The following is an 820-nucleotide window of genomic DNA, read 5'->3' on the forward strand; positions in this document are numbered from 1 at the left end:
TCACGGAGGCAGATACGGTTAACGCCCCATCGGCTAACGTGGATAAGTTCGCCCCTTCGACTTGCCACATACCATCAACGACAACGGTATTGAACGAGAGCATCACCCCCAAGCTGTCTTGAACCGTGACAGAAACCGTCTGACCATTTTCAACATCACTGACTTGCCCTGACAAAGTGACAGATTGGCGCTCTTCAATGTTTAAATAGCCGTCTCCGCCATCGTCAACGTCCACCGTCACACTTGCGAGCGTATCTTTGATGATGGTGTTTTCACTGGTTGCAGGGTTGCCCGCTATATCTATACTCTCAGCAACAACAGTCAACGTACCTTCAGACAACCCAGAAAGGTCAACGTCGTCCAGAGACCAACTTCCACCAGTCACCACCGTTTCTAAGTTTATGACCGCTCCTAACGAGTCGGTTACCGTAACTTGGATACGCTGGCCATCTTCAATGTTTTCAATCGTCCCTTCGAGGCGAGTAGTCGCGATTTCGTACTGATTTAAATACTCATCCCCTCCACCATCAAAATTGACGTTCACCGTTGCAAGCGTATCTTTAATGGTCGTATCGACAGCGTTCAGGTTATTGCCATAAATGTCAGAAACCACAGAAGTCACCGTAAGCGGCCCTTCGGCAAGAGAAGACAGATCAACGCCTGATAGGGTATAAGACTCGTTCTCTACGGTCGTTGTAACAGTAATAGAATTATTGAGGCTATCGGTAATGGTGATAGTAACAAGCCACTCATCGCTTATCTTGAGTGCGTCACCTTGAATCGTGACACTAGGAACTTCAAACTGGTTTTCGTATCCATC

The 820-nt window shown here is 47.6% G+C and carries 1 protein-coding gene; it reads right to left on the reverse strand.

Annotated elements, in window-relative coordinates:
• Positions 1 to 820 (reverse strand): hypothetical protein (locus R8N47_RS24485; protein ID WP_318186012.1); only part of this gene is annotated, 820 nt, incomplete at both ends.

This window comes from Vibrio sp. 2132-1 (assembly GCF_033344315.1).